The organism is Streptomyces sp. NPDC038135, assembly GCF_055601245.1.
In genome coordinates this window covers 119,026-145,545 of the sequence record NZ_JBVJXS010000004.1, presented here as the reverse complement: position 1 = coordinate 145,545, position 26,520 = coordinate 119,026, and the positions used below count along the sequence as shown (strand labels likewise).

The 26,520-nt window shown below is 75.2% G+C and carries 3 protein-coding genes; all 3 read left to right on the top strand.

The window, feature by feature from the left end; genetic code table 11:
• Positions 1 to 11 precede the first annotated feature (11 nt).
• The 3 genes from ACZ7JA_RS12265 (at position 12) to ACZ7JA_RS12255 (ending at position 26,468) form a co-directional block, all read left to right on the top strand.
• Complete coding sequence (locus ACZ7JA_RS12265) at positions 12 to 8,168, top strand: amino acid adenylation domain-containing protein (protein WP_470808031.1); 8,157 nt, start codon at positions 12 to 14, stop codon at positions 8,166 to 8,168.
• A gap of 130 nt (positions 8,169 to 8,298) precedes the next feature.
• Positions 8,299 to 23,010 carry an SDR family NAD(P)-dependent oxidoreductase gene (locus ACZ7JA_RS12260; RefSeq protein WP_470808030.1) on the top strand — a complete coding sequence of 4,904 codons (14,712 nt, stop codon included), beginning with the start codon at positions 8,299 to 8,301 and terminating at the stop codon, positions 23,008 to 23,010.
• Complete coding sequence (locus tag ACZ7JA_RS12255) at positions 23,007 to 26,468, top strand: amino acid adenylation domain-containing protein (RefSeq protein ID WP_470808029.1); 3,462 nt, start codon at positions 23,007 to 23,009, stop codon at positions 26,466 to 26,468. Before ACZ7JA_RS12260 ends, ACZ7JA_RS12255 begins: the two co-directional genes overlap by 4 nt.
• Positions 26,469 to 26,520: the final 52 nt, after the last annotated feature.

The window sequence follows — 26,520 nt, the reverse complement described above, 5'->3', positions numbered from 1 at the left end:
AGGGGACGACGATGGCAACCACCAGTGAGGACACCAGCCTTGACCTCATCCGCAGGATCCGGTCCCTGCCGGGCAAGCGGCAGCGCGCCCTGATCGCGCTGCTGCGCAAGCAGGGCGTCGACCTCTCCGCGCTCGAGACCGTTCCCCGGCGGCCCCGGACCGACGGCACACCCGTGCCGCTGTCGTTCGCCCAGCAGCGGCTCTGGTTCCTCGCCCAACTGGACGGCACCAGCGCCGCCTACAACATCCCGATGGCGATGCGGCTGAGCGGCCGCCTCGACCGGCCCGCGCTGCTGCGCGCGCTGGAAGCGGTCGTCCAGCGGCACGAGGTGCTGCGCACCCGGTTCACCGACCGCGACGGCGTACCGCACCAGGTCATCGGCGACGGCGGCGACTTCACGGTCGCCGAGGAGGAGCTGACCGACCCGGGCCGGCTCGCCGGGATCTGCCGCGACGAGGCCGCCACCCCGTTCGACCTGGAACGCGGGCCGCTGATCCGGGTACGGCTGCTGCGCCGGTCGGAGACGGAGCACCACCTGCTCGTCACCACCCACCACAGCGTGTCCGACGGCTGGTCGGTCGGCGTCTTCTTCCGCGACCTCGTCGCCCTGTACGAGGCGTTCGCCGCGGGCCGCCCGGACCCGCTGGAGCCGCTGCCCGTGCAGTACGCGGATTACGCGCACTGGCAGCGGGAGCGGCTCGCCGGCGACCTGCACGACCGTCAGACGGACTACTGGAAGCGGCAGCTGGCCGGGATCGACCCGCGGCTGACGCTGCCGACCGACCGGGAACGCCCGCGCGTGAAGACCTACGCGGGAGCCCGTGAGAGCTTCACCTGCCCGGCCGACCTGCTGGGATCCCTGCGCGAGGTGGCCAAGTTCCACGAGGCCACGCTCTACATGACCCTGCTCGCGGCCTACATGGCCGTCCTCGGCCGCTACACCCGCGAGACGGACATCGCCGTCGGCACGGTCGTCGCCAACCGCGGCCGGCGCGAACTCGAGGACCTGGTCGGCTTCTTCGCCAACACCCTGGTCATGCGCGCCGACCTCGCGGACGACCCGGACTTCGGCGACCTGCTGGCCCGGGTGAAGAAGACCGCGCTGGAGGCGTACGACCACCAGGACGTGCCCTTCGAGGTGGTGGTCGACGCCCTCGGCGCCGAGCGCAGCCTCGCCCACTCGCCCGTCTTCCAGACGCTGTTCGTCCTCCAGGAGGCGCAGACCCGCAGGGACGTCACCCTCGGCGACCTGGCGGTCTCCCCGGTCGACATCGATCTCAGCTTCACCAAGTTCGACCTGACCGTCGACGTACGGGAGACCCCCGACGGGCTGGTCGGCACGATCGAGTACAACACCGACCTGTACGACCGCGAAACCGTCCGGCGCTTCATCGGCCACTACACACGGCTGCTCGCCGCCGTCGCCGACGACCCGGCGCTGCCCGTGTCCCGGCTCCCCATGGTCGGCGACGAGGAGCGCCGCCGGGTGGTGGAGGAGTTCAACGACACCGGGCGGCCCTTCACCGACGACCGCTGCCTGCACGAGCTGTTCGAGGACCGGGTGGCCCGGCACCCCGAGCTCACCGCCCTGGTCACCGCCGACCGCTCCTGGACGTACGCCGAGCTCAACGCCTGGGCCAACCGCATCGCCCACGGCCTGCGTCGGCACGGCGTCGGACCGGACACGCTGGTCGGTCTGCACGCCGAGCGCTCCGCCGAAATGGTCGCCGGCATCCTGGGCGCCCTGAAGGCCGGCGGCGCCTACATGCCGATCGAGCCCTCCTACCCCGCGGCCCGCCGCACCGACCTCGTCGAGCGCACCGGCGCCGACGTGATCCTCACCCAGCCGCACCTGGACACCGAGCCGCTGCGCGGCGCCGCCCACCTGCTCGCCCTGCACCCTGACGGCACCCTGCGCGACCAGGACGGCAAGGACGTCTCCGGGGATCGGGACGACAACCTTCCCGCCGCCGGACTCGGCGTGGGCGCGGGCAATCTGGCGTACGTCATCCACACCTCCGGCTCCACCGGCAGGCCCAAGGGTGTGATGATCGAGCACCGGGCCGCCGTCAACCGCATCGAGTGGATGCAGAACGAGTACCGGCTCACCGGCGACGACGTCGTCCTGCAGAAGACCCCCTACAGCTTCGACGTGTCCGTCTGGGAGTTCTTCTGGCCGCTGCTCTTCGGCGCCCGCCTCGCCGTCGCCGCGCCCGGCGGCCACCGCGACCCCGCCTACCTGGTCCGCGCCGTCCAGGACTTCGGCGTGACCACCCTGCACTTCGTGCCGTCCCTGCTGCGCAGCATCGTGGAGGAACCCGGCTGGGCGCGGTGCACGACCGTGCGGCAGGTCTTCTGCAGCGGTGAGGCCCTGCCCCCGGACCTGTGCGCCCGCCACCACGAGCGTCACCCGGCGCCGCTGCACAACCTCTACGGCCCGACCGAGGCCGCCGTCGACGTCAGTCACTGGACCGTCCCCGCCGGACCGGCGCCCCGCGTCGTGCCCATCGGCCGGCCCATCCAGAACATCCAGCTGCACGTGCTCGACGAGGCCCTCGCACCGCAGGGCGTCGGCTGTGTCGGCGAGCTGTACATAGCGGGCGTGGGACTGGCCCGCGGCTATCTGCACCAGCCCGAGCTGACCCGCGAGCGGTTCGTGCCGAACCCGTTCGCCGACGACCCGGACGCCCGCATGTACCGCACCGGCGACCTGGTGCGCCGACTGCACGACGGAGCCCTGGAGTTCCTCGGACGCGCCGACGACCAGGTCAAACTGCGCGGCTTCCGCATCGAGCCCGGCGAGATCGAGCACCGCCTCGCCGAGCACCCCGCCGTCCGCTCCGCCGCGGTCCTGGTCCGTGAGGACCAGCCGGGCAGCCCGCGTCTGGTCGCCTACCTCGTCCTCGAACCCGGACAGGCCCTCGACGGCCACCGCACCGAACTGGTCCGGCACCTCGAGGGCACCCTGCCCGAGTACATGGTCCCGAGTGCCTTCGTCGCGCTCGACGCCCTGCCCGTGACCGCGCACGGCAAGCTCGACCGCCGCGCCCTGCCCGCCCCCGGCATCGAGGCGTTCACCCGGCGCGCCCACGTCGCCCCCGCGACCGGCACCGAGCGCACACTGGCCGGGATCTTCGCCGGACTGCTCGGCTTCGACACCGACCGGATCAGCGCCGACGACAACTTCTTCGCCCTCGGCGGCCACTCACTGATGATCACGGTGCTGGTGGCCCGGCTGAAGGACAGCGGCCTGCACGTCACCGTCCAGGACGTCTTCACCGCACCCACGCTGGCCGAGCTCGCCGCGCGCATCGACCGGACCGGCGCCGCGCCCGCGCACACCGTCCCGGCCAACCCGATCCCGGTCGGCTGCGAGCGCCTCACGCCCGACCTGCTTCCGCTGATCGACCTCACGCAGGAGCAGATCGACACCGTCGTGGCCGCCGTGCCCGGCGGCGCGGCCGGCGTGCAGGACGTGTACCCGCTGCTGTCCACGCAGGAGGGCATCCTCTTCCACCATCTGATGGACCCGGACCACGACCCGTACCTCGTCGCCACCCTCTACCGGGCCGAGGACGAGCAGGCGTGCGCCCGGTTCACCGACGCGCTCCAGCGCATCGTCGACCGCCACGACGTGATGCGTACCGCCGTCCTCACCGCCGGCCTGCCCGAACCGGTCCAGGTGGTGCACCGCACCGCGACACTGCCCGTGCGGCGGATCCGGCTCGCCGCAGACCGCGACGCCGAGGAACAGGCGAGGGAGCTGCTGGCGCGTCCCGAGCGGATGAGCCTGGAGCACGCGCCGCTGCTGCGCCTGCTCGTCGCCGAGGACCCGCACTCCGAGCGCCGCTACCTGCTCCTGACCGCCCATCACCTCATCGAGGACGCCACCTCGCTGCGGCTGACGCTTCAGGAGCTGGCCCTGCACATGGCCGACCGCGCCGACCTGCTGCCGTCACCGGCGTCGTACCGCGAGTTCGTCGCCCACGCCCTGCACCAGCAGACCGCCGGCGACGCGGAGGACTACTTCCGCCGGGTCCTCGGCGACGTCACCGAACCGACCTTCCCGTTCGGCCTGTCCGACACGCACGGCGACACCGGCGGGGTCACCCGGCTGCGCCGCTCGCTGCCCGACGACCTGACCCGCGAGTTGCGCGCCCACGCCAAGCGGCTGCGGCTCAGCCCGGCGTGTCTCTTCCATGCCGCGTGGGCCCGCGTCGTCGCCGCGTGCAGCGGCCGCGAGGACGTCGTCTTCGGCACCGTGATGTCCGGGCGCCTCCAGGGCGTCGAAGGCGTCGAGCGGATGCTCGGCAACTTCATCAACACGCTGCCGCTCAGGGTCCGGCTCGCCGGACGCACCGTGCGCGAGCTGATCGACGACGTCGACACCGGCCTCAGGGAGCTGGTCGCCCGCGAGCACACCCCGCTCGGCCTGGCCCAGCGCTGCGCCGGCACCGACGGCGACGCACCGCTGTTCAGCGCGGTCGGCAACTTCCGGCACTTCGAGCCCGGGCACGGCGAGGCCGCCGCCGTCCGCATCGAGGACCGGGGCGTGCGGTTCCTCGCCGCCGCCGACGGCATCAACTACCCGCTGTCGGTCTCCCTCGACGACTTCGGCAGCGAATTCTCCCTCGACCTCCAGACCGACGACTCGGTCTCGGCGGACTCCGTCGCCGACTACGTCGAGGCCGCCCTCCGGGGCATCACCGCCGCCCTCGCCGACGGCGACGGCACCGGCACCCGGGCCCTCGACATCGACGTCCTGCCCGCCGCCGAACGCCGGCGCCTGCTGGCCGAGTGGAACGACACGGACACCCCGATGCCGTCCCCGACGCTCACCGCCGCCTTCGCAGCCCAGGTCGCCCGCACCCCCGACCTGACCGCGCTGGTCCTCGAGGACGCCGAACTGTCGTACGCGGAGCTCGACGCCCGCGCCAACCGGCTCGCGCACTGGCTGGCCGGGCGGGGCGCCGGACCCGAGCAGCTGGTCGCCGTCAGCATGCAGCGCTCCTTCGACCTGTTCGTCGCGATCTACGGCATCCTCAAGTCCGGCGCCGCCTACCTGCCCCTGGACCCGGACCTGCCGCTCGAACGCCGCGAGCAGATGCTCAACGACGGACGCCCGCTGCTGCTGCTGGAGGAGCTGCCGGACACCGCGGGCCTGCCCGACATCGACCCGGACGTGCCCGTGCACGCCGACAACCCGGCGTACGTGCTCTACACCTCCGGCACGACCGGCCGCCCCAAGGGCGTGATGATCACCCACCGGGCGAGCATGAACTGGCTGCACTGGGACCAGCGCGCCTACCGCATGCGCGAGGACGACCGGATCGTGTTCAAGACCTCGATCGGCTTCGACGTCTCCGTCAAGGAGCTGTTCTGGCCGCTCCAGGTCGGCGGCACCGTCGTCATCGCCCGGCCCGGCGGGCAGAAGGACCCCGAGTACCTGGCTCACCTCATCCGCGACCGGCGCGTCACCGACATCGACTTCGTGCCGTCGATGCTCGCCGAGTTCCTCTCCGAGCCGGCCGCCGTCGACTGCACCGGCCTGGTCCGTCTGGAGGCCACCGGTGAACCGCTGCCCGTCGAGCTGGCCGAGCGCGTGGCGCGTGCCCTGCCCGGCACGGATCTGTACAACCTGTGCGGGCCCACCGAGGTCGGCGGCGCCCTCGGCCTGGAGACGCCGTACACCGTCGAGCCGGGCGCCGTCCGGGTGCCGATCGGCGCGCCGGTGTGCAACACCCAGGCCTACGTCCTCGACTCGGCGCTGCGGCTGCTGCCGCAGGGGGTGCCCGGCGAGCTCTACATCGCCGGTGACCAGCTGGCCCGCGGCTTCCTCGGCCGTCCCGGGCTGACCGCCGAGCGGTTCGTCGCCAACCCCTTCACGCCGGGCACCCGCATGTACCGCACCGGCGACCTGGTCAAGTGGCGGTCCGACGGGCTGATCGAGCACCTGGGCCGGGTCGACGACCAGGTCAAGATCCGCGGCTTCCGGGTGGAGCCGGGCGAGATCGAGAACCATCTGCACACCCACCCCGCGGTGCACCGCGCCGTGGTCCTGCCGCACGGCTCCGGCGCCGCCCGCGTGCTGGTCGCCTACCTCAGCCCGTCCCGGGAGTGGCGCGAGGAGGCGGGTCCGGAGGCGTCGCCCGCCCGGGAACTGAAGGAGTACCTGGCGGCCCGGCTGCCCGACTACATGGTGCCCACCGCGTTCGTCGTCCTGGACGAGCTGCCGGTCAACCGCAACGGCAAGGTCGACCGGGGGGCCCTGCCCGCCCCGAGCGAGCACGACCTGGCCCGCGACGCTTACGTGGCGCCGCGCACGGCCACCGAGCGGACCCTGTGCCGCATCGTCGGCGAGGTCCTCGGCGTCAGCCGTGTGGGCCTGCACGACAGCTTCTTCGACCTCGGTGGCCACTCCCTCCTCGCCACCCGTCTCTCCCTGCGCATCAAGAAGGAGACGGGCGCCGACCTCCCGCTGCAGACCATCTTCACCGCGTCGGGCATGGCCGGCATAGCGGCGGCGCTGGACGCGCTGCTGGAGGGGCCCGAGAGCCCCGACGCGGCTCCGGGGTCGCCGAGCACGGCGGAGGAACGGCGTGCGGTCGCCGACGGCCACGACGAGACGGGGAGCGCCGGGACAGAGGGGCTCGGGACGGTGGGCGCCGGCGCCGAGGCACCCGGGACGCCGGCACCGGCCGCGCCGGCCGGCACCGCCGCCTCGGACACCGGCACCGCCTCGGACACCGTCACCACCCCGGAGACCGGCGACGCCCCCCTCTCCCTCCAGCAGCGCGACCTGTGGTTCCTGAACCGGCCCGCGCACCTGTCCGCCGCCCACGACAACGTCCAGCTGGCCTTCCGGCTGGACGGGCCCCTCGACCGGGACGCGTTCGTGCGCAGCGTGCACGCGCTGGTGGAACGGCACGCGATCCTGCGGACCAGCTATCACCGCGGCGCCGACGGCACGGTCACCCAGCGCGTGAACGACGGTCACGGTTTCACCGTGACCGTGGCCCCCGGTCCCCGCGACGAGACCGGGCTCACCGAGTGGCTGCGCGCCGAACGGGCCCGGCCCTTCGCGCCGGAGGACCCGTACCCGCTCCGCTCGCACCTGCTCACCATGTCCGAGGACCGGCACGTCGCCGTCCTCACCCGGCCCTGGGGCGTCTTCGACGGATGGTCGGTCAACATCGTCCTGACCGAGCAGCTCGCCCTCTACCGGGCGATCGCCACGGGACAGGACGCGACCCTGCCCGATCTGTCCCTCGACTACGCCGACTTCGCGCGCCGCCAGCGGACCGCCGTGGACCCGGCGGAACTCGACCGGCAGCGCGACCACTGGCGGCGGGCGCTGGCCGGCCTGCCCGCCCGCCCCGCGCTGCGCACCGACTATGAGCGGTGCCCGGTGAAGACGTACCAGGGTTCCTCGGTGGACCTGACGGTCTCCCGGCAGGTGGCCGGCAGGCTGAGGCGGCTCGGCCAGGACGCCGGTGCCACCCCGTACATGACGCTGCTGGCCGCCTTCGCCGTGCTGCTCGGCGGCCGCACCGACGACGGCGAACTGGTCATCGGCTCCCCGGTCGCCAACCGGCCCTGGGCCGAACTGCAGGACGTCGTCGGCTACTTCGTCAACATGCTGCCGATGCGCCTGGACGTGACCGGGCGGCGGACCTTCCTCGAGCTGCTGGCCGAGGCCAAGCAGGTGACCACCGAGGCCCACGGGCGCAAGGACCTGCCCTTCACCGACCTCGTGCGCACCCTGGAACCCGAGCCGGACCCGGGCGGCTCCCCGCTGTTCCGGACGGCGTTCAACCTGCTGCCGACCTGGGACACGGCGGCCGGCTCCGGCGCCGCGGACGAGCTGACGGTCACCCAGGTGCGCACCGACGCCGGACCCGCCCGGTACGACCTCAGCCTCGTCGTCCAGGAGACCGGTGACGCCCTCGGCGGCTACCTGGAGTACAGCACCGACCTGTTCGCCCGGGACACCGCCGAGCACCTGGCCCGTACCTACGAACGGCTGCTCGCCGAGATCGCCGGGGAGCCCGGAGCCTCCCTCGCCGACCTGCGGGCCCGCGCCGAGGCGAGGGCGTCCGGGACGACCGCGAAGAGCGCGCCGCGCACCGGCGGCCGCCGTCCCGCGCGACGCAGGACGGCCCGGTGAGAAGCCCCGGACCGGGCTGACCCCGGTCATCCGCCGCCGCAGCACCAAGGGCCGAAGGCCCGTACCGAACCAGAGCCACCACCTGCCCGTCCCGGACCGGGACGAGCACACGAAAAGGGGAGAAGGGCCAGTGAGCAGCCACGAGGTCCAGGCAGCCGAGACGGATGTCGCGATCATCGGCATGGCCGGGCGTTTCCCCGGCGCGGACGACCTGGACTCCTTCTGGCGCCTGCTGCGTGAGGGCCGCGAGGGCATCACCCGGTTCAGCCGCGAGGAACTGGCGGCGGCCGGGGTGCCCGCCCGGCTGCTGGACGACCCGGAGTACGTCCCCGCCCACGGAATCATCCCGGACGTCGACCTGTTCGACACCGGGTACTTCGAGTTCACCCCGGCCGAGGCCGCGATGACCGACCCGCAGCACCGCATCCTGCTGACGGCCGGCCACGCGGCCCTGGAGGACGCCGGTTACGACCCCGCCCGCTACGACGGACTGATCAGCGTCTACGCCGGCGCGGCCATCAACACCTACCTCCAGCAGCAGGTCCTGCCGCACGTCGACCAGACCACCACCTCCGAGCACTTCGCGGTCATGGTCGGCAACGACAAGGACTTCCTGGCCACCCGGCTGTCGTACAAGCTCGACCTCAAGGGCCCCAGCTACGCGGTCCAGACCGCCTGCTCCACCTCGCTCGTCGCCCTCCACCTGGCCTGCCAGGGCCTGGTCAACGGCGAGTGCGACATGGCGCTGGCCGGTGGTGTCACCGTCAAACTGCCGCAGGTCAAGGGCTACTTGTACGAGGAAGGCGCGATCCTGTCCAAGGACGGGCACGTGCGCACCTTCGACGCGGACGCCAGCGGCACCGTTCTCGGAAACGGCGTCGGCGTCCTGGTGCTCAAGCTCCTGCGGGACGCCATCGCGGACCGGGACACCATCCACGCCGTCATCAAGGGCACGGCCACCAACAACGACGGCTCCGGCAAGGTCAGCTTCGCCGCGCCCGGCGCCGCCGGACAGACCGCAGTCATCCGCGAGGCGCACACCGTCTCCGGCGTCGACCCCCGCTCCATCGGTTACGTCGAGGCACACGGCACCGCCACCCGCCTCGGCGACCCGGTCGAGGTCTCGGCGCTCACCCGGGCGTTCAGGGAGTCCACCGCCGACACCGGGTTCTGCGCCATCGGCTCGGTGAAGTCCAACGTGGGCCACCTGGACGCGGCGGCCGGGGTCGCGGGCGTGATCAAGACGGTGCTGATGATGAAGCACCGGACGCTGGTGCCGACCGTCAACCACACCACCCCCAACCCGGCGATCGACTTCGCGGCCGGCCCCTTCAAGGTGAGCACCGACGCCGCCCCCTGGGAGGGGGAGGGCCCGCTGCGCGCGGGCGTCAGCTCCTTCGGCATCGGCGGCACCAACGCGCACGCGGTCCTCCAGGAGGCGCCGCCCGCCCCCGTCACCGGCGACGCACACCGTGAGCGGCAACCGCTGGTGGTGTCCGCCCGTACCCCGACGGCGCTGGCCACGGCCGCCCGGAACCTGGCCGCCCACCTGGAGGGCGACGACTCCGCCGCGCTCGCCGACATCGCCTACACGCTCGCCGTGGGCCGCCGCGCCCACGAGTACCGGCTCGCCGTCACCGGCTCCGACCGCGCCGCCCTCGCCCGGGCGCTGCGGCAGACCCCGGTGCCCGAGCGACCCGGGACCGGCGAGGTCTCCTTCGTCTTCTCCGAGGACGTCCCGGACGCGGCGGGCCTGGCGGAGCGGTGGTCCGCGGCCGAGCCCGCGTTCGCCGAGCACCACCAGGCCGCCCTCGCCGCGGGCGCCGACCGGCTCGGCGAGCGGGGTCGGGCGTTCGCCGTGCAGTACGCGCTCGGTCGGCTGTGGCTCCACTGGGGCATCACCCCGGTGGCGGTGCACGGCGACGGGCTCGCGGCCCGGGCCGCCGCCTGCGTGAGCGGGGCACTGCCGCTCCAGGACGCGCTGACCGGCAGCGGCCCGGTACCGCCCGCCGCCCGAGGGCGGATTTCCGTGCGCGGCGCCCACGACGAGGTCCGCGGTGTCGCCCTCGGCGTGTCCGACGGCCCCTGGGACGGCGTGGCCCGCGCCTGGCAGGCCGGCGCCACCGTCGACTGGGCCGCCTGGTTCGAGGGTGAGGAGCGCGGCCGCGTACCGCTGCCGACCTACCCCTTCGAGGGCCGCCGCTGCTGGCTGACCGGCCCGGACACCGGCGCACCCGACGACCGGGCCACCGGCCCGGGACCGCACCCCATGCTGGACGAGAACGTCTCCACCCTGGACACCCTCGCCTACCGCAGCTCCCGCACCGGAACCGAGTTCTACCTCGCCGACCACCGTGTCGGCGACGAGCCCGTCCTGCCCGCCGCCGGACAGCTGGAACTGGTCCGCGCGGCCGGCGAACTCTCCCTCGGGGGACCGGTCCGGCTGCGCGGAGTCTCCTTCGAGCAACTGCTCTCCTACGCCACCGGGCCGCGCACCGCGCTGGTCCAGCTGTGGCGCGAGCAGGACACGGTCGGGTTCGAACTGACCGACGGCGACCGGGTGGTGGCGGCCGGCGAGATCCACCCCGGGGCGGACGAGCGCCCCGCACCGGCCGACTTGGCCGCCGTCGCCGCCCGCTGCGCCGAGGTGGTCGACCGCACCGACTGCTACGACGTCCTGCGCGCCTGCGGCCTGGACTACGGCCCCCGCATGCGCGCCCTCACCGAGGTCCGGCTCGGGGACGGAGAGGCCCTCGGCACCATCGCACTGCCCGACGGCGCCTCGCTCGACGGCGTCCTGCTCAACCCCGCTCTCCTGGACGGCGCCCTGCACGCTCTTGTCGTGCTGCTGGCCCGCGCCTACGGCGAGCGGGCCGACGGCTTCCTGCCCCTGGCCCTGGGCGAACTCGCCGTGCACGCCCCCGTCGTCGGTCCCTGCCACGTTCACGTCACGGCCGGCCGGCTGGGGGAGCGGACCGCGCACGCAGACCTCACCGTCGTCGACACCCACGGCCAGGTACTGGCCCGCCTGCACGACCTCGCCGTGCGCGTCCTCGGCGAGCGCCACGAGTCGGCCCTGCTCGTCCGCCGCTGGACCACCGTGCCCGCGGAGCCCACCGGCGCGCCCCCCGGTGACACGGCCGTCGTTCTCAGCGCCGATCCCGGACGCGGCACACGGCTCGCCGGCCACCTCACCGCCCTGGGCGTCGGCACGGTCACCCGCGACCTCGACCCGGCCACCGCGCCCGACGTCGTCCTCGTCGACGAACCGTCCCCCGAGAAGGCGCTGCACGTCGTCCGCACGCTCCTCGCCGCCCGCCCCACCGCACCCGTGCGCGTCCTGCTGCTGCACCGTCACGACACCGACGGCCCGCGCCCCGAACGCGCCGCGCTCGGCGCCTTCGCCCGGACCGTCCGCGCGGAGAACCCCCTGCTCGAAGTGCAGGCCGTCGGCCTCGCCGAGGACGTGGCCGAGGCCGACGCGCTCGCCGGCGAACTGGCCGGCGACGGCCGCGACCCGGAGGTCGCGCACACCGCGGGGGGCCGGCGGATCCCGCGGGCCGAGCCGGCCCCGGCCGCCGAGCCGGTCGCGATCCGTGACGGCGGCGTGTACGTCGTGACGGGCGGCGCCGGCGGACTGGGCCGTGCCGTCGCCGGTCTGCTGCTCTCCCGGGCCGACGCCCGTGTGGTCCTGCTCGGCCGCGGCGAACGGCCTGCCGACCTGGACGAGCGCCTGGTCTACCACAGCGTCGACGTGTCAGACCCGGACGCCTTGGCCGCCCGACTCGTCTCCGTGCGCGAGGAGTTCGGCCCGCTCACCGGTGTCGTCCACGCCGCCGGCGTGCTGCGCGACGGCTTCGCCCTGACCAAGTCCGCGGAGGACCTCGCCGCCGTCCTCGCCCCCAAGGCCGCAGGGCTGCGCGCCCTGGACGCGGCCACCGCCGACGACCCGCTGGACTTCTTCGTCGCCTTCTCCTCCATCGCCGCCCACATCGGCAACCCCGGCCAGAGCGACTACGCGTACGCCAACGCCTACCTGGAGGCCTACGCCGAACGGCACGGCCGGATCACCGCGATCGCCTGGCCGATGTGGGCCGACGGCGGAATGCGCCAGAGCAGCGAGGCCGCCGCGGGCATCGCCGCCCGCACCGGCTTCGGCGTCCTGCCCACCCGGACCGGCCTCGCCCTGTTCGGGCAGGCCCTCGGCATCCCCGGCGCGCTCGTCGCCGCCCACGGAGACCTGCGCACCATCACCGCCGCGCTCACCGCGCCCGTCGCCCGGGCGCCCAGGACCGCCCCGCCCACCGTTCCCGCCGAGGGCGGCGGCCCGCGCGACGAGGCCCTGCGGCTGCTGCGCGAGCTGATCGCCGCCGAGACCGGCCTGGATCCGGCCGAACTGGCCGAGGACGCCCCGTTCGACCGGCTCGGCATCGACTCGCTGGTGATCACCAAGCTCAACCGCGAACTGGACCGGCACTTCGACGCCCTGTCCAAGACCCTGTTCTTCGAGTACGCCACCCTGGGGGAGCTCGCCGGCTACTTCGCCGAGCAGCACGCGGCCCAGCTGACCGGCGGCGCACCGGCGGCCGTACCGGCCACGCCCGCGAACGAAGGCACCGCCCCGCGCCCGCCGCGCACCCCGCGCCGCACCGCTCGAACCGTCGTCGAACCCGCCGAGCACGCACCCGCCGAGGACGGCGCCGACGCCATCGCCGTCATCGGCCTGGCCGGCCGCTACCCGGCCGCCGACGACATCGACGAACTCTGGACCGTCCTGGCCGAGGGCCACGACGCCATCACCGAGATCCCCTCGGACCGCTGGGACAGCCGCCGCTGGTACGACCCGGATCCGGCGGCAGCCGGTCTCGCCCACACCCGGTGGGGCGGATTCCTGCGCGACGTCGACCGCTTCGACCCGCTCTTCTTCGGCATCTCCCCGCGCCAGGCCGAGCTGATGGACCCCCAGGAGCGCCTGTTCCTGCAGAACGCCTGGCACGTCCTGGAGGACGCCGGCTACCGCCGCTCCGACGTCTCCGGCCGGCCCGTCGGCGTGTACGTCGGCGTGATGTACGGCGAGTACCAGTTCCACGGCGCTCTGGACGCCCTGCGCGGCGGACGGCCGCTCACCGGCTCGTCCTTCGCCACCATCGCCAACCGGGTCAGTCACGCCCTGGACCTGTCCGGTCCGAGCATGGCGCTGGACACCATGTGCTCCTCCTCGCTCACCGCGATCCACCTGGCCTGCGACAGCCTGCGCCGGGGCGAGAGCGAACTGGCCATCGCCGGAGGCGTCAACGTCTCCGTCCACCCCTACAAGTACGCCTTCCTCAGCCAGGGCCGCTTCCTGTCCTCCGACGGCCGCTGCCGGGCCTTCGGCGCGGGCGGCGACGGCTATGTGCCCGGCGAGGGCGTCGGCGCCGTCCTGCTCAAGCCGTACCGCAAGGCGCTGGCCGACGGGGACCGCATCCACGGCCTGATCCTGGGCAGCGCCGTCAACCACGGCGCCCGGACCAACGGATACAGCGTGCCCAGCCCGCGCGCCCAGCAGCGCGCGATCACCACCGCGCTGGAACGGGCCGGCGTCACTCCGCGGGACATCGGCTACGTAGAGGCGCACGGCACCGGCACCGCCCTGGGCGACCCGATCGAGCTGACCGGCCTCACCCACGCCTACCGCTCCGCCGACGCCGCGCCCGGCACCTGGCCGATCGGCTCGGTCAAGTCCAACATCGGGCACCTGGAGTCCGCGGCCGGCATCGCCGGACTCACCAAGGCGCTGCTCCAGTTCCGGCACCGCACGCTGGTGCCGTCGCTGCACTCGGCCGAGCCGAACCCCAACATCGACTTCGAGCGCTCCCCGTTCCGCGTCCAGCGCGAGCTGGCCGCCTGGCCCGACGGGGACCGGCCGCGCCGGGCCGGCCTCAGCTCCTTCGGCGCGGGCGGCGCCAACGCACACCTCGTCCTCGAGGAGTCCCCCCGCCCCGACCCGGTCACCGACGTACCGGCGGCCGAGCAGCGCACCGCCGAACCCGTGCTGTTCCTGCTCTCCGCCCGCGACGAGGAACGGCTGCGCGCCTACGCCGAGTCGGCCGCCCGCTTCGTCCGGACCGAGCGCGTGCCGCTCGCCGACCTGTGCTTCACCACCCAGGTGGGCCGCGAGCCCCTCGACGCCCGGCTCGCGGTGGCGGTCACCGACGGCGGCGAACTCGTCGCCGCACTGAGCCGGTTCGCCGAGGGCGGTCCCGCCCCCGACCTCACCGACGCGGGCCCGCTGGCCGAGCCGGCCCGGAGCTGGCTCGGCGGCGCCGACGTGGACTGGGCGGCCTGGCACGCCGGCCGGCCGGGGCCCGCCCCGCGCCGGGTGCGCGCCCCGCGGTACCCGTTCGCCCCGGAGCGCTACTGGATCCCGCTCGACGCCGACCTGGGCACGGCCGCTCCGCACCCGCTGGTCGACGCCAACGAGTCCACCGTCGCCGAGGTCCGCTTCCGCAAGACGCTGCGTGCCCACGACCCGCTGCTGCGCGACCACGTGATCGAGGGCCGGCCGCTGCTCGCGGGTGCGGCGACGCTGGAGTTCGCCCGCGCCGCCGCCGCGCTCGCCGAGCCCGGCACCCGGCACGCCCTGCGCGAGGTGGTGTGGGGCCGGGCCGTCGAACTCGCCGACGGCGAACTGGAGTTGTACGTCGCCTTCCGTCCGGAGGGCACCGGGCTGGCCTTCGAGGTGTACAGCGAAACCGGTGCCGCCCGCACCACCCACGCCCGCGGCAGTGCCGTCCCGGCCCCCGCCGCCCCCGAGTCCGCCGAGGACCTCGCCACGCTGCGCGCCCGGCTGTCCGTCGTACGCGACGGGCCCACCGCCTACACCGAGTACGCGGCCGCCGGGTTCGCGTACGGTCCCTCCTTCCAGGTCGTCGACGAGATCCGGGTCGGCCCCGGCGAGGCTCTTCTGCGGCTGACCCGGCCCGGTACCGCCCCGGGCACCGAGCTGCCCTGGGCGCTCCTCGACGGCGCTCTGCGGGCCTGCCACTGGACCGGCCGGTCCAGCGCGCCGCGCCCCGGCGAACTCGCCGTCCCCTTCAGCCTCGGCGCACTTGACTCCTTCGCCCCGCTGCCCGAGGTGTGCCACGCGCACGCCCGCACGGCCGGCGAGTCGGCGGGCGTGCGCCGCTTCGACCTGACCGTGTACGACGACCAGGGCCGCGTGCTCGCCTCCGTACGGGACTTCGCGGGCCGCCTGCCCGGCACACAGGCGCCCCCGGCGGGCCCCGCGGTCGGCGTCCGAGCCGCGCTTGCCGGCAGCGCGTCCGGCCTGCCCGCCGCGTCCGGCACACCCGGTGCGCTCTCCGCTCCCGGCGGGGTCTCCGGGACCGCCGCGCAGGCCGGGACCGCCGCGCCCGCCGCCCAGGCCGTTCCCGCCGCCGGCGAACCCCGCCTCTACGAGCCGTACTGGCGTCCCGCCGCCGACCCGGAACCGGCGGACGCCGCCGGGACCCTCGCCCTGCTCGGCCGCCACCCGGAACTGGAGTCCGCGCTGACCGCGACCGGCGTGTGGCGGCGCGTCGTCGCCGTGGGCGAGGACACCGGCCGGCTCGCCTCCCTCGCCGCCGAGGACGGGCTGGACCTCGCGGTCGTCCTCGGCGGCACGGACGGCGGCTCGCCCGCCGACCTGCTCGACCGCGCCTGCGCCCCCGTCCTTGACGTGCTCGACGCGGCCCGCACCGGCGGACTGCCCGGCCGGGTGCGGTGCCTGGTGCTGCACACGCAGGACGCCGGCGAGGACCGGCCCGAGTGGGCCGCCCTGGCCGGGTTCGCCCGCTCCACGGCTCCGGTCGCGCCGCGTCTGGAACTGCTCACCCTCGGCGTCGACACCGCGGCCCCGGCCGCCGAGGTCGCCCGGGCCGTGGCGGTCGAACTGCGCGCCGCACCCCGCGCCGCGGGCCTGGAGGTCCGCCGCACGGCCTCCGGCGAGCGGCAGGTACGGGCGCTGCGCCCGCTCACCGCCACGACGGCCCCGGCCGACGCGCCCCTGCGGGACGGCGGTGTGTACGTGGTGACAGGCGGCGCCGGTGCCATCGGCCGTGTGCTCACCGAGCACCTGGCCCGTGCCCACGCGGCCAAACTGGTGCTGATCGGCCGCTCCGAGCCCGACGAGCGGACCCGCGCCTGGCACCGCACGCTCACCGGGCTCGGCGCCGAGGTGCTCGCGCTGCGCGCCGACGTGGCCCGGGCCGACGAACTCGTCGCCGCGCTGGCTTCCGCCCGCGACCGGTTCGGCGCCCCGCACGGCGTGTTCCACCTCGCGGGGGTCGCCGACGAAGGCCGCGCCGACGGCGACCGGGGCCGCTTCGCCCGGCTGCTCGGCGCCAAGACGCACGGCCTGGTCCACCTGGACCGGCTGACCCGTGAGGACCCGCTCGACCTCTTCGTGGTCTTCTCCTCCGTCTCCTCCCTCATCGGTGACTTCGGAGCGGCCGGCTACGCCACCGCCAACCGGTTCGCCGACCTCTACACGGTGCTCCGCGACCGCCGGGTGCGGCGGGGCGAGGGGCACGGGCGCAGTCTGTCCCTCGCCTGGCCGCTCTGGGCCGTCGGCGGAGTCGACGGGCTGGTCCGCGAGGAGGAACTGGCCGCGTACACCCGCCGCAGCGGGATGCGGGCACTGACCGCCGAAGCGGGCCTCGACCTGCTGGCCCGGTCCTTCGCCCCCGGCACTCCGTGGCTCGTGCCCGCCTGGGGCGACCCGGCGGCAGTCGACGCCGCCCTGACGGGCACGCCCGCCCCGTCCCGGTCCGCCGCGCCGGCGCCCGCCGCCGCGCGCGCCGACCGGCTGCGGGAGCGGCTGGTGGAGCACCTGCGCGCGGTCCTCGCGGGTGTGCTCAAGTTGCCCGTGGGCCGCTTGGACAGCCGTGTCCCGCTGGACGACTACGGACTGGACTCGGTGCTGGTCATGGAGTCCAACTCGCTGCTGGGCAAGGACTTCCCGGGCCTGCGCGGCACCGTGTTCTTCGAGTTCCGGACGGTCGACGAGCTGGCCGACCACATCCTGGCCGAGCAGGCCGAAGCCGTCACCCGCCTGTTCCCCGAGGAGACCGGGCCGTCGCGGCAGGCGACACAGCCGTCGCCACGGGACACCGCCCCCGCGCCCGCCTCATCTCCCGCTCCCGCGCCGGACCCGCACACCCCGTCCGCCCGCCGGGACGCCGACGAGCCGATCGCCATCATCGGCATCAGCGGCCGCTATCCCCAGGCGGACACCCTTGAGGAGTTCTGGCGCAACCTCGCCGAGGGCCGCGACTGTGTCACCGAGATCCCCGAGGACCGCTGGGACGCCGACGCCCTGTTCGACGCGGACCCGGCCGCACCGGGCCGCAGCTACGGCCGCTGGGGCGGCTTCCTGTCGGACGTGGCCTCGTTCGACTCGCTGTTCTTCCAGATCGCGCCCAAGCAGGCCCGCACGATGGACCCGCAGGAGCGGCTCTTCCTCGAGACGGCCTGGTCGGCGCTGGAGGACGCCGGCTACCCGCCGTCCCGGATCCCGGCGCCCCGCCACGGCGGCCAGGGGCACGACGTCGGCGTGTTCGTCGGCGTCATGTGGGACGACTACGCGATCCTCGCCGCCGCCGAGTCGGCCCGCGGCAACCACCAGGTCGTGCTGGCCAACCGATCCGCCATCGCCAACCAGGTCTCCTACTTCGGCGACTTCCGCGGCCCGAGCGTGGTCGTCGACACGGCCTGCTCCGCGTCCCTCGTCGCCGTGCACCAGGCCTGCGAGAGCATCCGCCGCGGCGAGTGTTCGTACGCCATCGCCGGCGGCGTCAACGTCGCCGTGCACCCCGACAAGTACGTGCACCTGAGCCACAAGACCATGCTGTCCACCGACGGCCGCTGCCGGGCCTTCGGCGCGGGCGGCACCGGATACGTGCCCGGCGAGGGCGTCGGCGCCGTGGTGCTCAAGCGGCTGTCGGACGCGGTCCGCGACCGCGACACCGTGCACGCCGTGATCCGCGCCGGCGCCGTCAACCACGGAGGCCGGACCAGCGGTTACACCGTGCCCAACCCGCAGGCCCAGCAGGCGCTGGTGGAACAGGCGCTGGCCGCCGCGGGCATCGACGCGCGCACCATCGGCTGCGTCGAGGCGCACGGCACCGGCACCGCCCTGGGCGACCCGATCGAGCACACCGCGCTGGCCCAGGCCTTCGCCCGGCACACCGGCGACACGGGGTTCTGCGCGCTCGGCTCGGTGAAGTCCGCGATCGGCCACCTCGAGGGCGCCGCCGGGATCGCCGGACTCACCAAGGCCGTCCTGCAACTGCGCCACGGCACCCTGCTCCCCACCCTGCACGCCGAGGAGCTCAACCCGGTCATCGACTTCGAGAACTCGCCGTTCACCGTGCAGCGGGAGACGGCGCCGTGGCCGCGCGCGTACGACGGCGACGGCCGTCCGCTGCCGCGCCGCGCCGCCGTCAGCTCGTTCGGGGCGGGCGGCACCAACGCGCACGTGGTCGTGGAGGAGTACCTGACGCCCGGACCCGCCCCGGCCGGGCCCGAGCAGCCGGAGCTGATCGTGCTGTCCGCCCGCGACGAGGACCGGCTGCGCGTCCGGGCGGCCGACCTGGGCCGTGCCCTGGCCGGGCCGGACGCCCCGCGCCTGGCCGACGTCGCCCACACGCTGCGTGTGGGCCGCGAACCCCTCCCCGCACGGCTGGCGTTCGTCGCCGCCGACCTCGCGGAAGCAGCGGGCAGGCTCGCCGCCGTCGGCCGCGGCGAGGGCGGCCAGTGGCTGCACCGGGGGCGGGTGGAGCAGCACCCGCCGCTGGCCGGCCTGCTGACCGACGGCGTCGGCGGCGAGGACTTCCTCGCCGCCCAGATCGCGGCCGGCGCCGACGACCTCCTCGGCCGGCTGTGGGTCTCGGGCGTCGCCGTCGACTGGGACCTGCTGCACCGCCTGCGCCCCGCCGAGCGCCGCCGGGTGCCGCTGCCGACGTACCCCTTCGAGCGGGTACGGCACTGGCTCGACACCACGCCCGCCGCGGCACCCGCGCAGGGCTCGCGCCGGTGGGAGCGCCGGCTCGCCGCCGACGAACCGGTGCTGCGCGACCACGTGGTCGACGGGCGGCCCCTCCTGCCCGGAGTCGGCCACCTGGACTTGGTCGCCGAAGCCGGCGGGGGCCTGGCCGGGCGGGCCTGCCTGGACGTCCGCTGGATCGTCCCGCTGGCCCTGAGCGGCCCCGAGGAGACGGTGGCGGTGGCCTTCGACGGCGACCGTTACGAGATCCGCGGGGGCGACGACGCCGTGCGCTCCTGCGGCCGCCTCGCCGCCGCCGCGCCCGCGCCCGCCCCCCTCGACGTCACCGCGCTGCGCGCCCGCCTGGCCGAGGGCCCGGGCGAAGCCTCCTTCTACCGGGCGCTGGCCGGTCAGGGACTGCCGTACGGGCCGTTCTTCCGCCGCGTCCGGCAGGTGTGGACCGGCCGGGACGAGGTGCTCGGCCGGATCGGCGAGGCCACCGGCGACGACCCGGCGCACGCCCTGCACCCGGGCGTCCTGGACGCCGCCCTGCACACCGTCGCCGCCCTGCTGGTCCGCCGCCGGGGTGAACACGCCCCGCCGATGCTGCCGTTCGCGGCCGACCGCGTCGAGGTGTTCGGCGCCGTCCCCACGACCGGCTGGTCCTATGTCCGGGAGACCGGAACGGACCGCTGCGAGGTGCTGCTCTGCGACGACACCGGCGCGGTGCGGGTCCGGTTCGAAGGCCTCACCTACCGCGAGGCCAAGCCGGCCGCGGTGGTGGTGCACCGGCCGGTGTGGACCGCCCGGCCCGCCGAGGAGCGCGCCGCGGCCGCCCGAAGCGTGCTGCTGGTGGGGGAGCGGCTGGACGCCGAGCCCGCCGCGGGCATCGCCCGCGCCCATCACGGCGCCGACGTACGACGGCTCCCGGTCGGCCCCGGCGGCCTCGCGGACGCCGAACTCGACCGCGTGCTGGCCGGATCCGGCGCACCGGACCTGGTCTACTTCCTCGCCGCCGCTCCCGGTGGGGAGCCCGCCGGCCGCGCCGAGCTGCGCGCCCTGACCGACCGGGGCCCGGTCGCCCTGTACCGCCTGGTGCGGGCGCTGGCGCGGCACGGCCTGCTGGAGCGCGAGACCCGTCTGAAGGTGGTCACCACGGACGTCCACCCGCTCGAGGCGGGCGACGACTCCGCCCCGTGGGCCGCCGGGACCTTCGGCCTGGCCGCCGTCGCGGCCAAGGAGTTCCCGGCGCTGCGCGTGGCGCTCGTCGACACGCGCGCGGCCGAGGCCGCCCGGGCGGCCGACGCGATCGTGGCCGAGCCGTTCCCGGCCCGGCCGGTGCCGGTGTCGCTGCGGGCGGGCGTCCGCCGGGTGCGCACCCTGGAGCGGGTCGAACTGCCCGCCGCCGCACCCCGGTTCCGCCCGGGCGGCGTCTACCTGGTCGTCGGCGGGTTCGGCGCCGTCGGCCGGGACACCTGCCGGCACCTCGCCCGCGTGTACGGGGCGAAACTGGTCGTGGTCGGCCGCTCCCCGCTCGACGAGACCCGGCGGCGGACCGTCACGGAGCTGGAGAAGGCGGGCGCCGAGGTCCGCTACCTCGCCCTGGACGCCACCGACCCGGACGCGCTGGCGCGGGCCGTCGAGCTCGCCGTACAGGAGTTCGGCGCCCTGCACGGGGTGATCAACGCCGCGATGGTGCTGGTCGACCAGGTACTCAAGGAACTGCCGGAGGACGGGCTGCGGGCCGCCCTGGAGGCCAAGACCGACGCCACCTGGAGCCTGCTGCACGCGGTGCGGGAGATGCCGCTGGACTTCGCGCTGCTCTACTCGTCCGGCGTGGCCTTCGAGGGCAACCACGGCCAGGCCGGCTACGCCGCCGGCTGCACCTTCGCCGACGCCTGCGCCCTGCACGCCGCCCGCACCCTGCCCTTCCCGGTGCGGGTCCTCAACCTCGGCTACTGGCACGCGGGCGGCGATCCGGAACGGGAGCGGGTGCTGCGCCGTTTCGGCGCCGCGGGCATCCGGCCGCTGAGCGCCGAGCAGGGCATGACCGTCGTCGAGCGGACCCTCGCCGCCGGGCTGCCCCAGGTGTTCGCCCTGGACGCCGACCGGCCCATCCTGGACAACCTCGGCATCGACCCCGACCGCACCTTGAGCGTGCTGCCGGGCGACGCGCCGGACCCGCTGCCCGAGGTCCGCTTCCCGGGCGTGCCCGGCGCCGACGGTGAACTGGCCGCCCACCAGCGGGCGGTCGCCGAGGCGGAGGAGCTGGCGCTGCGCCTGCTGGCGTCGGTGCTCGACCGGGCGGCCCTGTTCGACGCGGGCGAGGCCTCCCGGGAGGAGCTCGCCGCCCACCTGGGCGTGGTGCCCGAGCACGCCGCGCTGTTCCAGGCGCAGTTGGACATGCTGGCCGAGGCGGACTGGCTGACCGCCACGGACGACGGCCGCCTGCGCCCGACGGACCGCGTGACCGCGCCCGAGGGGCAGCTCCTCGCCGAGTTCGAAGAGTTGACGGGGCGTCACCCGTCCCTCGCGCCGGTCGCCACCCTCCTCGGTGACTGCCTGACCGCGCTGCCCGACGTGCTCACCGGCCGCCGTCCCGCCATGGAGGTCCTCTTCCCCGACGGCTCCGCCGAGCGGGTGGCAGCCGTCTACCGGGGCGACCCGGTCACTGACCGCTGCAACGCGGAGGTGGCGCGGCTCGTGCTCGAGCAGGTCGGGGCCCGCCGGGCCGCCGACCCCGCCGCACCGGTGCGGATCCTGGAGATCGGCGCCGGCACGGGCGGCACCACCGCGGCCGTGCTCGCCGCCCTCGCCCCCTACGGCGACAGCGTCGAGTACGTGTTCACCGACGTCTCCCCGGCCTTCGTCCGCAAGGCCAGGAACCGCTTCGGCGCGCAGTACCCCTTCACCCGCTTCGAGGCGCTGGACATCGAGGCCGACCCGGCCGGGCAGGGACTGACCTCCGGCGCCCACGACGTGGTGCTCGCCACCAACGTCCTGCACGCCACCCGGCGGCTGTCCGACACGCTGGGCCGGGCCAAGCGGCTGTTGCGGCGGGGCGGTGCGCTGCTGCTGGTGGAGGGCACCCGGGCGCGGCACCAGCTGGCGCTCGTCTTCGGCCTGACGGCCGGCTGGTGGCTGTTCTCGGACCCCGAGCAGCGCATGCCCCGCTCGCCCCTGGCGAGCGAGCGCCAGTGGCGGGACGCGCTGGCCGCGTGCGGCTTCACGGACATCAGCGCGGCCGCCCCGACGACGGAGGCCGGACCGGCCTTCCAGAGCGTCATCGCCGCCGTCAGCGACGGCGTGGTGCCCGGCGACGGACCGGCTCCGACGGCCGGGCGCGAGCCGCGGCGGAACCCGGCTCCGGCCCTTGCGCCGGCTCCCGCCGGGGCCCCGACCGCCCCCCTCTCCCCGGCGTCCCAGGTCTCCCCGGACGAGGCCCTGCGCCAGGTGACGGACGTGTTCGCCCGCGTCCTGGAGATGACCCCCGACCGGCTCGACCCCGACCTCACCTTCGAGAACTACGGCGTGGACTCGCTGGTCGTCCTGGAGCTGACCCGAGCCCTGGAAGCGGTCTACGGGCCCCAGCCGGCGACCCTGCTGTTCGAACGGATCACCATCCGTCAGCTGGCCGGGTACCTCGCCGCCCGGGCGCACAGCCCGGGAAGCCCCGAAACCCGGGAAGCCCCCGACCCCACCACCCCCGCAGCGCCCGCACCAGCCCCCGCCGGCGACGCCGAGCGCCTTGTCGCGGGCCTGTCCGACGCGGCCGTGGACGAGCTGCTGGCCGAACTGCTCTCCCAGCGCGGGGAGTCCGAAGGAGGCGTCCGATGACCGCCGAGCCGTTCAGCTGTGTCGTGATCGGCGAGGAGACCCTCCTCGTGGAGTGCACCAGGCTGCTCGTGGCCCGCGGACACACGGTGGCCGCCGTGGTGTCCCCCTCGGCCGAGCTGCTCGACTGGGCCGAGGGGGAGGGGCTGCCCGCCGTACCGTTCGGCGCGGACCTCGCCGAGCGACTGGCCCCGCTGCGCTTCGACTACCTGTTCAGCATCGCCAACCTCCGGATGCTCCCGGAGGAGGTGCTCGCCCTGCCCACCCGGCTGCCCGTCAACTTCCACGACGGTCCGCTGCCCAGGCACGCCGGCCTGTTCGCCACGAGCTGGGCCATCCTCGACGGCGACAAGCAGCACGGCGTCACCTGGCACGTGATGAATCTGGAGGCCGACACCGGCGACGTGCTCAAGCAGCGCACCGTGCCCGTCGACCCGGCGGCCACGGTCCACGACCTCGACGTCGCCTGCTTCGAGGCGGGCGTGGAGTCCTTCGCCGAACTCGTGGACGAACTGGCCGCCGGCACGGCCACCCGCACACCGCAGGACCTGGGCCTGCGCACCTACCACGGCCGGTACGACGGCCTGCCCCGGGGCGGTGTGTTCGACTGGCGCCAGCCCGCCGCCGAACTGGACGCCCTGGTGCGGGCCACCGCTTTCGGGCGCCGCCGCAACGACCTCGGCACGGCGCTGCTCGCGCGCGGCGACGGCCTGCTGGCCGTCCGCGCCGTGGAGGTCACCGACCGGCTCTCCACCGCCGAGCCCGGCACCGTCGTCGACGCCGGACCCGACGCCCTCACCGTGGCCACCGGCGACCGGGACGTCCGCCTCACCGACCTCGCCGCCCTGTCCGGGGAACGGCTCGACCTCGTCGCCCTGGCCCCAAAACTCGGCGGCCGCTTCCCGCACCTGTCCGACGCGGCCGTCGCCGACCTCGCGGAGGCCGCCCGCACCGCCCACCGCCAGGAGCGCCGCTGGCTGCGCGACCTGCGGTCGCTGCGCCCGGTGCTCCCGCCGAGGTTCGGCCCGCTGCACCCGGTGGCCCGCCCGGCGGGCCCGGTCCCGCTGCCCGAGGCCCTGCGCGAGCCAAGCACCGAACCCGAGCGGCCGGCCCTCGCCGCCGCCCTGGCCTTCCTCGCCCGGCTCACCCGGGGCGACGAGCGGCACGTCGCCGTGTCCGTCCGGCGGGCGGTTTCCCCGGCCGCCTCCCGCATCCTGGCGCCCGAAGTGCCCCTGCAGGCCCCGGACGGGCTGCTCGACCTGACCCTGTCCGGCCTCACCGAGCTGCTCGGCGCCGCACTCGACGAGCTCCGGGACCGCACCCCGTACCGGCGTGACGTGCCGCTGCGCCACCCGGAGCTGACCGGCGCCGCCCGCGGCGGGCTGCCCGTCGCCGTGGTTCTGCCCGGCGCGGCCGAACCGGCTGAGCGGCCGCTGACCGTCCGCATCGACGCCGACGGAGCCGTCGGATTCCACGCGGGCGCCGGCCTGACCGCGGACCACGAGCGCTGGCTCGCCGGGCACTTCGCGGCCTTCCTCGGCGCACTCGCCGCCGACCCCCGGGCACCGCTCGGCACCGCCGACCTGCTCGCACCCGAGGAGCGGGAACTGCTGCTCGGCCGGTGGAACGACACCGACGAGGAGTATCCGCGCGAGGAGACCGTGACCCGGCTGGTCACCGACATGGCCTGCGCCGCACCGGACGCCACCGCCGTCCGCTTCCAGGACCGCGCCCTCGGCTACGGCGAACTCGACGAGGCCGCCGACCGGATGGCCCGGCACCTGGCCGGCCTCGGCGCGGGCCCCGGGACGCTCGTCGGCGTCTATCTGGAGCGCTCGCCCGAACTGCTGATCAGCCTGCTCGCCGTGCTGCGCACCGGCGCCGCCTACGTGCCGATCGACCCGATCTACCCGCCCGCCCGGATCGGGCACATGCTCCAGGACTCCGGCGCCCGGCTGGTCGTGACCGACGAGACGCTGGGCGGCACCCTGACCCCGTTCCCGGTCACCCCGGTACCGGTTTCCGCCGCGCTCACCACCGGGCCGCCGGCGGCCCCCCTCGACCGCTCCGACCCGGACGCCCCCGCCTACGTGATCTACACCTCCGGCTCCACCGGCCTGCCCAAGGGCGTTCAGGTCGGCCACCGGGCGCTGGTCAACTTCCTGTGGACGATGGCCCGCCGGCCCGGCTTCGGCTCCCGGGACTCGCTGCTCGCGCTGACCACCGTGTGCTTCGACATCGCGGGCCTGGAGCTGTACCTGCCGCTGGTGCGCGGCGGCACCGTGGAGATCCTTCCCGCGGCCGAGGCCGCCGACGGCGTCGCCCTGCGCGAGCGCGTGGAGCGTTCCGCGCCCACCGTCCTCCAGGCCACCCCGACCACCTGGCGGATGCTGCTCGCCGCCGGCTGGGACGGCGACGCGGGGCTGCGGGCCCTGTGCGGCGGTGAACCGCTGCCCCCCGAGCTGGCCGAGCGACTCGCGCCCCGCGTCGGTGCGCTGTACAACATGTACGGCCCCACCGAGACCACCATCTGGTCCACCGTGGACCGGGTGCTGCCCGGCGAGGCGACCACCATCGGCCGGCCCATCGGCAACACCCGCTGCCACGTCCTCGACGAGCGCGGCGTCCCGGTCCCGCCCGGCATCCCCGGCGAGCTGTACCTGTCAGGCGACGGAACCGCCGACGGCTACCTCAACCGGCCGGAGCTGACCGCCGAACGCTTCGTCACCGTCCCCGGCGGCGGCACCGGCCGCGCCTACCGCACCGGCGACCTGGTGCGCCACCTGCCCGACGGCCGCCTGGAGTACCTGGAGCGGATCGACGGCCAGATCAAGCTCAACGGCTACCGCATCGAACTCGGCGAGGTGGAGTCCGCCCTGCGCCGGCTGCCCGGCGTCACCGAAGCCGTCGCCGTCGTCCGCGAGGACCGGCCCGGCGAACGCCGCCTGGCCGGCTACCTGGTCGGCCCGGCCGGTCCGCCCGACGTCGCCGGGATGCGCGCCGCCCTGGGCGAGCGGCTGCCCGTCTACATGGTCCCCTCCGCCCTCGTCGTGCTGCCCCGGCTGCCGCTCACCCCGAACGGCAAGGTCGACCGCGCGGCCCTGCCCAAGCCGGACGTCGTCCGCGTCGGCGGCGCGGCGGCCGTCCGCACCGATCTGGAGCGGCGCATCGCAGAGGTCTGGTGCGAGGCGCTCGGCGTGGAGTGGGTCGGCGCCGAGGACAACTTCTTCGACGTCGGCGGTGATTCGCTGCGTCTGACGTCCGTGGTGGCGACCCTGCGGGAGCGGCTGGGCCTGAAGGTCACCCGCCTCGACATGTTCGGCCGTCCGACCGTACGGGCCATGGCCGCCCATGTCGCCGACGCCGGCCGCCCCGCCGAGCATGCCGTGTCACGGCCCCGGCGCTCCCGGGACACCTCGGCGCTCGCCCGCCGCCGCGACCGCAGGGGGCGGCGCTCATGACCGGCCGGCACGACGCCGCCACACCCACCGCACAGCCCGATCCGTCCGTCTC

What these genes read in the sequence shown, in the direction of transcription:
- ACZ7JA_RS12265 (WP_470808031.1), top strand. Translation starts at nt 12, where the DNA reads ATGGCAACCACCAGTGAGGACACCAGCCTTGACCTCATCCGCAGGATC.
- ACZ7JA_RS12255 (WP_470808029.1), top strand. Translation starts at nt 23,007, where the DNA reads ATGACCGCCGAGCCGTTCAGCTGTGTCGTGATCGGCGAGGAGACCCTC.